The organism is Bacillus sp. AFS023182 (assembly GCF_002560575.1).
GTDB classification, from domain to species: Bacteria; Bacillota; Bacilli; order Bacillales; family Bacillaceae_G; genus Bacillus_A; species Bacillus_A arachidis.
Genome location: NZ_NTRO01000124.1, coordinates 1 through 816, shown reverse-complemented (window position 1 = coordinate 816; position 816 = coordinate 1). Strand labels below are relative to the sequence as shown.

Genomic DNA, 816 nt, shown 5'->3' with positions numbered 1-816 from the left:
TCAGTCATAGTGGCATCTTGACCCATTGCTGCAATATGATTCTTATATTCCTTTGCGGCGTTGTTCATAACCATATTGATTTGTTTCAGCGTGTTAGCGTACTGTACTTGTCCATCCATTTTAAAGTTAAGAACAACGTTTCTTTCTCTGTTTCCTCCTGGCATTTTCTCACCTCACTTATCGAAACGGAGTCTGATCTAACGTATAGATTTGTTTTGGTTTGACTTCATTTAGTGCATCTGGATTGGTGTATCGAAGATGCATAATGAATTGTTTCAAAAAATGATTAGGAGTGATTTTCCAAAAATCATCCATACTTAAACCTAGCAACGTATTACCAACATAAAAATAAAAATCCCAGTCCAACTCGGACTGAGATTCTTCATTTTTTGTCAGTATGTTTTTTACTTTTTTTCTTGCTTCAGTTTCTCCATATCAGAATGTTGGAAAGTTTGACCTTGGAAAATCTCCATTACAACTTTGAAAACACCAGGTAAATCGTACATAGGTATTGAATTTTTAATTTCGTCAGGTGTACATTCAGTACCACCACTACGAACCATCGCATAAATGAGTGTACTCATTAATTTAATTTCTTTTTCACCTAAACTAAATTGTTCTTTTGCCATCATTTCATGCAATTCTTTTTCAAACACATGATATTCTCCACCATATGACTCTTCCACATACGGAAATGAAGCCATTGTAAAAATAACAGGGATTTCTACTCCCTGTATCTTAATTTTATTTCTATTTATATCAACATTAACTAAATCACTTAAACGTGCCATATTATCACTCCTTATTGTCCTGTAG

At 33.8% G+C, this 816-nt stretch carries 2 protein-coding genes; both read right to left on the bottom strand.

What is annotated here, in order from left to right; genetic code table 11:
* Positions 1-177: 177 nt before the first annotated feature.
* On the bottom strand, positions 178-366 hold the full coding sequence (locus tag CN288_RS29220; protein WP_080548504.1) for a hypothetical protein: 189 nt from the start codon (positions 364-366) through the stop codon (positions 178-180).
* Positions 367-404: 38 nt separating this feature from the next.
* On the bottom strand, positions 405-791 hold the full coding sequence (locus tag CN288_RS27445; protein WP_098303601.1) for a hypothetical protein: 387 nt from the start codon (positions 789-791) through the stop codon (positions 405-407).
* Between the last annotated feature and the right edge of the window lie 25 nt (positions 792-816).

What these genes read in the sequence shown, in the direction of transcription:
- CN288_RS27445 (WP_098303601.1), bottom strand. Translation starts at nt 791, where the DNA reads ATGGCACGTTTAAGTGATTTAGTTAATGTTGATATAAATAGAAATAAA.